The 7,839-nt window shown below is 75.0% G+C and carries 4 protein-coding genes and 2 pseudogenes; 3 read left to right on the plus strand and 3 right to left on the minus strand.

Going from position 1 to position 7,839, the window contains the following annotated elements; translation table 11 throughout:
• Positions 1-7 precede the first annotated feature (7 nt).
• Positions 8-559 (minus strand): annotated as a pseudogene (locus tag GPJ59_RS30500) (ribonuclease H family protein); the annotation flags it as partial.
• A 150-nt stretch (positions 560-709) separates the two neighbouring features.
• On the opposite strand from GPJ59_RS30500, the gene GPJ59_RS30505 reads away from it, so the two are divergent.
• Entirely contained in the window at positions 710-3,352 is a 2,643-nt protein-coding gene (locus tag GPJ59_RS30505; RefSeq protein WP_219671152.1) for a PEP/pyruvate-binding domain-containing protein, read from the plus strand.
• Positions 3,353-3,456: 104 nt separating this feature from the next.
• On the opposite strand, the gene GPJ59_RS30510 is transcribed toward GPJ59_RS30505, so the two are convergent.
• The gene (locus GPJ59_RS30510) at positions 3,457-4,656 is read right to left on the minus strand and encodes an MFS transporter (protein WP_219671153.1); all 1,200 of its coding nucleotides are present in this window, start codon (positions 4,654-4,656) and stop codon (positions 3,457-3,459) included.
• 151 nt (positions 4,657-4,807) lie between these two features.
• Between GPJ59_RS30510 and GPJ59_RS30515 the strand changes: the two genes are divergently transcribed.
• Positions 4,808-6,127, plus strand: coding sequence for an aminotransferase class I/II-fold pyridoxal phosphate-dependent enzyme (locus GPJ59_RS30515; RefSeq protein WP_219671154.1), 1,320 nt, complete (start codon positions 4,808-4,810; stop codon positions 6,125-6,127).
• A gap of 156 nt (positions 6,128-6,283) precedes the next feature.
• Here GPJ59_RS30515 and GPJ59_RS30520 read toward each other — a convergent pair whose 3' ends face one another.
• The gene (locus tag GPJ59_RS30520; RefSeq protein ID WP_219671155.1) at positions 6,284-6,961 is read right to left on the minus strand and encodes a hypothetical protein; all 678 of its coding nucleotides are present in this window, start codon (positions 6,959-6,961) and stop codon (positions 6,284-6,286) included.
• A gap of 266 nt (positions 6,962-7,227) precedes the next feature.
• On the opposite strand from GPJ59_RS30520, the pseudogene GPJ59_RS30525 reads away from it, so the two are divergent.
• Positions 7,228-7,839: pseudogene (locus tag GPJ59_RS30525) on the plus strand (hypothetical protein); the annotation flags it as partial.

Consider the following 7,839-nt stretch of genomic DNA (forward strand, 5'->3'; position numbering starts at 1 on the left):
CTCATGCCCGGGGCCCGCCGGGCGGGGCGCGGGGCGCGGGGCGGCGGGCGGGGGCCGCGGTCGGGGCGGACGGCACGGGGAGGTCCTCGGCGCCGAGGGCGGTGCCGGCCGGCTGCTGGGTGCGGGCCGCGTCGCTGGCGGCCTGGTCGGCGATCGCGTTGAGGTGGTCGCCGTCCTCCTGGTGAGCGGGGACGTAGCGGAACTGCACGTCCCGGTCGGCGAGCAGGGCGTCGATGCGCTCGACGAGCTCCCGGTTGGCGACCGGCTTGCCCGCGGCCGTCTTCCACCCGTTGCGCTTCCAGGCCGGCAGCCACTGGGTCACGGCCTTCATGGCGTACTGGGAGTCCATCCGCACCTCGGCGGCGGTGCCCGGCGGCAGTTCCTCCAGCAGGCGCTCCAGGGCGGTGAGCTCGCCCACGTTGTTCGTGGACCGCCCCAGCGGGCCGGCCTCCCAGCGCTGCGGGTGGCCGTGGGCGTCGGCGATGACCCAGGCCCAACCGGCGGGCCCGGGATTCCCCTTGGCCGCCCCGTCACAGGCGGCGATGATGCGTGTCGACATCCTCCGATCATGCCTCACCCGCGGCCGTGGCCCCGCCCTCGGGGAGTTCGTCGCGCAGTGGCCGGATCCGTCCCGGCGGCGGGCGGGGCACGGCGCCGAGCACACTAAGGTCAACAGCTCATGAACTGGTCCCGACCTGTGGAGAACGGCATGCGGTTAGTGATGGATCTGGACGACCCGGCGGCCACGCTGGAGACCGCGGGCGGCAAGGGGTCCGCGCTGGCGGAGCTGGCGCGGGCCGGGCTGCCCGTGCCGGACGGGTTCCACGTCACGACCGCCGCGTACCGGGAGTTCGTGACGAGCACCGGGCTGGGCGAACGCATCGCCGCCGCCCTGGCGGAGGACTCCGCCGGGGCGCAGGACGTCGGGGCGCAGGGTGCCGGGGCGCAGGGTGCCGGGGCGCGGATCCGCGCCGCCTTCGGCGAGGCCGAGCTGCCGGACGCGGTGCGCGACGCGGTCGTCTCGGCGTACGCGCGGCTCGGCGACGGGGACCGCACGGTGGCGGTCCGGTCCTCGGCCACCGCTGAGGACCTGCCGGACCTCTCCTTCGCCGGCCAGCAGGACACCTACCTCGGCATCCGGGGCGAGGCGGCGCTGCTGCGGGCCGTCCGCGACTGCTGGGCGTCCCTGTGGACCGACCGGGCGATCGCCTACCGGGCCCGCGCCGGCATCGCCCACGAGGACGTGGCGCTCGCCGTCGTGGTGCAGGAGCTGGTGGAGGCGGACGCGGCCGGGGTGATGTTCACCGTCGACCCGCTCGGCGGCCGGGCCGACCGGCTGGTGGTGAACGCCGCCTGGGGTCTGGGCGAGGCCGTGGTCAGCGGCCTGGTCACACCCGACACGATGGTGGTGGAGCGCCGGACCCTGGCCGTCGTCGAACGGCGGACCGCCACCAAGGAGGTCATGACGGTACGGACCGACACCGGCACGCGTGAGGAGCCGGTTCCGGCCGACCGGCGGGAGGCGGCGGTGCTGACCGACGCCGAGACCGCCGAACTGGCCCGGCTCGGGCTGAAGATCGAGGAACTGTACGACGAGCCGCGCGACGTCGAGTGGGCCCGCAGCGGGCCGGACGGCGGCTTCCGGATCCTCCAGGCCCGCCCGGTCACCACGGTCGCGGCGCCGGTGCCCGAGGTGTGGAACGACAGCACCGGCATCGACGCGCTGTGGACCAGCGCCAATCTCGGCGAGGCCGTCCCCGACGTGATGACGCCGGCCACGTGGTCGTTCGTCCAGCGGTTCATGGGCGACGTGATGGTCGCCGCCCGCCTGGAGGGGCGGCCCATGTACGGCAACATCGGCGGGCGCCTGTACATGAACCTGTCGGTGACGGCCTCGCTGGCGGCCGCGTTCGGGCAGAGCAGGAAGTTCGCCGAGGCCAACGAGCTGGTCTTCGGACGGCTTCCGGAAGGCGTGACGATTCCGCTGCTGCCCGCCTCCCGGCTGCGCGTGTGGCGGGAGACGGTGGGCGAGGCCGCCGGGGTGGTGCGCCGCATCCGCGCCAACGGCAAGAAGCTGCCCGGCTTCCTGGCCGAGGCGCCCGGACGCTGCACCGAGCTGCGCGCCGAAGTGTCCGCGGCGCCGAGCGCCGAGGCGTTGCTCACCCTGTGGCAAGGGGCGGTCTCGGACCACTTCCGGCTGTGCTGCCACATGCTCCAGGCGGCCACCCGCCAGGACGGCGACTCGCTCGTGACCGTACGCGCCGCCCTGCGCGGGCTGGTCGGCGAGGAGCAGGCCGACCTGATGACCACGGGCCTCGGCGACGAGGGGCAACTGGCCAGCATGGGCCCGCTGCTGGGGCTGGAGCGGCTCGCGCGGGGCGAGATCGACCGGGAGGCGTACACCGGGACCTACGGGCACCGCGGCCCGCACGAGTTCGAGGTGTCGGCGCCGCGTCCGGCGGAGGATCCCCAGTGGCTCGACCGGCAGCTGGCGGCCCTCGGCACGGTCGAGGAGGACGCCGGCGTACGGCTGGAGCGCCAGGGCCGGGCCCGGGAGGCCGCCTGGGAGCGCTTGGCCGCCGACCACCCCCGGCGGGTACGCAGGATGCGCGGCGCGGTGGACCGGTGGGCAGCCTCGGCGCGGCTGCGCGAGGCGGCGCGGACGGAGGTCGCACGCGTCTTCTGGCTGCTGCGGGACGTCGTCCTGCGGGCCGGGCAGCTGACCGGGCACGGCGAGGACCTCTTCTTCCTGCCGGCGGAGGAGATCCTGACCGTGCTGGGCGGGGACGAGGCGCCGCTGGCGGCCGTGCCGGCGCGGCGGGCGGCGTACGAGCTGTACCGGTCGCTGCCGACGTACCCGACGCTGATCCGGGGCGAGTTCGACCCGCAGGTGTGGGCGGCGGACCCGGACCGGCGCGCGGACCTGTACGACGCGCAGCGGGTGGTGCCGCCCTCGGACACGGTCAGCGGCTCGCCCGCCTCGGGCGGGGTGGTGGAGGGCGTCGCCCGGGTGGTGGCCACGGTGGAGGAGGGCGAGGTGCTGCGCCCCGGCGAGATCCTGGTGACCACGGTGACCAACATCGGCTGGACTCCGCTGTTCACCCGCATCTCGGCGATCGTGACCGATGTCGGCGCGAACCTCTCGCACGCCTCGATCGTGGCGCGTGAGCTGGGCATTCCGGCGGTGGTGGGCTGCGGCAACGCGACGACGCGGATCCGGACGGGCGACCGGATCCGGGTGGACGGCGGACGCGGGACCGTGGAGGTCCTCGGGACGAAGGAGACGAAGGAGACGGAGGAGGCCGGGGCGAACGGGGCGACCAAAGCGACCGAGGCGACCGGAGCGGTATAGCCCCGGCCGGCTCCTTCGGCAGCCCGTCCGGCTCCCCGGCAGCCCCGGCGCCTCCCCCGGCAGAGCGGCGGCCGGCTCCCGGCGGAGCACCGGCCGCCGCGGTGTCAGGCCTTCGCGGACGCCGCCGGCCGGGGCTGTTCCGCCGGCAGGTGGTCGCGTACCAGGCGGCGCTGCCCCCAGCAGGTGGCCGCGAGTACGGCGCCCAGGGCCGCCCAGGCCATCGGACCGGCCGCCACCGCGGCGGTGGCGGCGAGCGGCCCTCCGCTGCGCTGGGCGGACTGGGCGAGGCCGTGCACGCCCAGGTAGGCGCCCTGGGACTCGTCGGGCGCGAGGGCGACGGACAGTTCCCAGGACACGATGGAGTGCAGCATCTCGGCGAGGGTGAGCAGAACCGCCGTGGCGCACAGGGCCGCCGTGGCGAACCAGGGCCCGCCGACGGCCGACGCGGCCAGGGCCGCCGCGCCGAGGACGAACGTCACGGCCAGCGGCCGCAGCAGGTCGCGGGCCGCTTCCGTCGTGGCGCCGAACCGGGCGAGCGGCACCTGGAAGAAGACGACCAGGGCGCTGTTGAGGACCATCAGGAGGGGCGCGAGCCCCTCGGAGGCGGTGGTGGCGTGGACGATCCACAGCGGGATGCCCACGCGGAAGACGGAGTCGTGCAGTGAGAGGACGGCGTCGCTCGCGGTGTAGAGCAGGTAGGTGCGGTCCCGCCACGGGCTCCTCGGCGCCTGCGGGCTCGCTCCGTCGGAGCCGGCCACCACGCGCGAGGGCGCGGACGGTTCGCCGCAGCGCAGGGTGAGGGCGGCGACGGCGAGGTAGGAGAGCGCATCCCCGATCAGCAGGGCGCGGTAGGCGCCGGAGGTGGCGACGCCGAGGGCCGCCGCGGCGGCGATGCCGCCCAGGGCGAAGCCGACGTTGGACACGGTCCGGTTGACCGCCTGGTAGCGGACCCGGTCGGAGCCGCTGACCCGGGCCGCGTAGAGCTTGGTGACGACGCCGGCCGCCCGGTCGCCGAAGCTGCCGACGGCCGCGTAGAGCAGCAGCAGTCCGTACGCGTCGGTGGTGAGCAGGGCGAACGCGGCGAGGGCGCGGACCAGTTGGAGGACGATGAGCAGCCGGGTCAGGGGCATCCGGTCGGCGATGCGCCCGGCGACGGGTGAGCCGGCGATGCCGACGGCGCCGGAGAGGGATATCAGGAGGCCGACCTCGGCGATGCCGAGTCCGGCGACGGCGGTGAAGTAGAGGGCGGCGGTGCCCGCCCACAGGCCGTTGCCGGTCTTGTCGACGAGCGTGATCCACAGCATGCGGCGCCCGTCCGGTCCGCCGGGAATGCGGGCGGGAGGTGGTGCGGGGCGTGCTGCGGGGCGTGGTCCGGTGCTGCCGGTGGTGCTCTCTCCTCGGGTGCTCAACGGTCCCCCTTGACGCGAAGCTTTGTATTGATACATACTCTTTAACGTGGCAACACAATATGCCGTCACCGGCACGACCGCCAGAGAGATCGCCGCATCCGTCGAACAGGGCGTCACCGAGGGCACCTTGGGCCCGGGCGCCGCACTGCCGCCGGTGCGCCGGCTCGCCGACGAGCTGGGCGTCAGCCCGGGCACGGTGGCGACGGCGTACAAGGAGCTGCGGCGGCGCGGCATCGTGGTGACGCGGGGCCGCGGGGGGACGACCGTCGCGCACGCCCCCGTGGTGGGCTCGCGGAGGCCGCCGAAGGTTCCCGCGGGGATCCGGGACCTGGCCGGCGGGCACCCCGATCCGGCCTTCCTGCCCGTCCTGACGCCGCCGGCCGGCATCGCGCCCGTCCACGGCTCGCACCGCGGAAATCCGCGGCTGCCCGCGCTGGAGGAGCTCTCCCGTGCCTGGTTCGCCCGTGACGGGGTCCCGCACGAGCAGGTGACCTTCGCGCACGGCGCGCTGGACTGCATCGCCCGGCTGCTGTCGGTCGAGCTCACGCCCGGCGACCCGGTGGCCGTGGAGGACCCGGGCTTCCACCATCTGCTGGACCTGGTGCCGGCGCTCGGCCTGCGGATGCTGCCGGTGGCCGTGGACGACGAGGGGATGCGGCCGCAGGAGCTCGACCGGGCGCTACGGGCCGGCGCCCGCGCGGTACTGTGCAGCCCGCGGGCCCAGAGTCCGCGCGGCGGCCGCTTCACCGCGGCGCGGCGGGCCGAACTCCTGGCGGTGCTGGGCGCGTTCCCCGAGGTCCTGGTGGTGGAGGACGACCACAACGCCGACATCTCCGGCGTACCGCTGCACTCACTGGTGACGGGCGGGCTGCCGCGCTGGGCGCAGGTGCGCACGGCCTCCAAGCACCTGGGGATCGACCTGCGGTGGGCGGCGCTGACCTGCGACGCGACGACGCGGGCGCGGCACGACGGGCGGATGCTGCTGACGTCGGGCTGGGTCAGCCACGTGCTCCAGGAGACCGCGGCCCGGCTGCTGGCCGATCCCGCCACGCAGGCGCTGGTCGCGCGGGGCCAGGAGGCGTACACCCGGCGGCGTACGGCGCTGCTCGACGCGCTCGGCCGGCACGGGATCACCGCGTACGGGGCGAGCGGGCTGAACGTGTGGGTGCCGGTGCGCGACGAGTCCGCGGTGGTCAACGGACTGCGTACGCACGGCTGGTGGGTGGCGGCGGGCACCCGCTTCCGGATCGCCGCGCCCCCGGCGGTACGGATCACCAGCGCCACGCTGGAGGAGGCGGACGCGCGGCGGCTGGCGGCGGACTTCGCCTCGGTCCTGGGCGAGGGCGAGGCCACGTACGGGGGGTGAGCCGGAGCCGGAGCCGCGGTGCGCGGGGGCCCCGGACGGAACGCCGCGTGCGGGGACCGCGGACGGGGACGGAACGCCGCGTGCGGAACGCCGCGTACCCCCGCGGCGGGATGCCGCCGCGGGGGTACGTTCAGGAGCAGGTGTCCGCCGTGCCCGTCACTTCCAGGTCAGGCCCTTGCCGAGGGTGAAGGGGTCACCCCAGTACTCGGCGGAGGCGACCTTCGTGGTGGCCGACGGCGCCAGGGCGACGGCGCAGGACGTCTGCGTCTGGCCCTTGACGAAGCCCTTGGGCAGCGAGGACTTGTCGCACTTCTCGAACTTGCCGATGATCATCAGGTCCTGGGCGTCGGTGCCGTCGCCGAGGTGGCCCTTGATGTGGCCCACCGTGGCGTAGGACAGGTCGGTGTCGCCGACGTTCTTCACGGTGTAGCGGATGTAGTACGGCACCTTGCCGCTGGCCTTGTCGCCGAGCTTGAGCGGCGCGAGGTCCTCGGGCTTGCCCTGCTCGATGGCGGTGACGGTCAGCTCGATCGTCCCGTTGGTGGACGTGCCGTACTTGAACGGGAACTGGGCCGCCTCACCCAGCTTGAGGGTCTGTCCCGCCTTCGCCGTACCGCCGGCCGCGCCCCCGGGGGCGGCGGTGGTCGGCTGCGAGGACTGCGTCGGCTGGGCGGACGGGGCGCCGGACTCCGTGGACGACGGGGCCGTCGAGGGGCCGGCCGTCCCGGTGCCGCCCTGGTCCTCGCCGTTCTGGCAGCCCGTCAGGGTCAGGATCCCGGCGGCCGCCACGGCGATGACACCCTGTGCGGACTTCCGCACGCCGAACTTGCTCACGTTTTCTCCCCCATGACTGTGGTGGTGACTGCGTATCTGACTGCGTGTCGAAGACCGCTTCTGCGATCTCTTGATCTCATTCTTATGTGAGGAACATGAGATTCCGGTAGGGCGGCGGGGCCTGTGTGACGGTTTCATGACATGGCCAGCACAGAAGCGAGACCTGTCATCGCCGCAGGTCAGGGACTGACCGAGAGGACGGCAGCGGCGACCCCGGGGCCGCCCGGGACCTTCCCGGGGCAGAGCGCGGCTCGCATACTGAGGGCGTGACCGACTACGTCAAGCACCTGCCCCCAGGGGCCTTACCGCACGGCGGCGTCCGTACGTGGGGCGTGGCCCGGGCCGAGCGCTGGAGGGCGGCGGGCACGCCGGCGTGGTTCGCCCCTGCCGCCGGAAGCTGGGCCCTGGCCGGGCTGGTGGCGCTGGCCCTCGTCCTGGTGACCGGCAACGGCACCGGCCCGGCGCGGGGAACGGACTGGTGGTGGTTCTGCGGGGTCGCGCCGCTGGTGGCACTGCCGCTGTGGTTCCGCCATCTTCCCGCGGCCACCCTGCTGTTGGCCCCGGCGGCCGCACTGGCCGCCGCCGTGTCGCTGGGCAGGGCAGCCGCGCCCGGGGGCGCACAGAGCGCGGGGTGGGTGCTGGGCATCGCCCTCGCCGGGTGGGCGGCCGCCGGAGCGGCGGTGCGCCTGCGCAGCCGCGCCCGGAAGAGCAGGCCTCGCCTGGTGGGGGCGGGGATGTGGGGCTCCGGCCCCGCCGGGCAGGTGGCCGAGCGGGCGGCCCGGGGCGGGGTGGGCAGGAGTGACATCGGGTGGTGGGTGGGGCCTGTGGCGCCGGCTGTTCACGGTACAGGCACGTCCCGGGGCCCGGGTGCTCCCGGG

Origin of the sequence: Streptomyces bambusae (assembly GCF_019400985.1) — a bacterium.
GTDB lineage: Bacteria > Actinomycetota > Actinomycetes > Streptomycetales > Streptomycetaceae > Streptomyces > Streptomyces bambusae_A.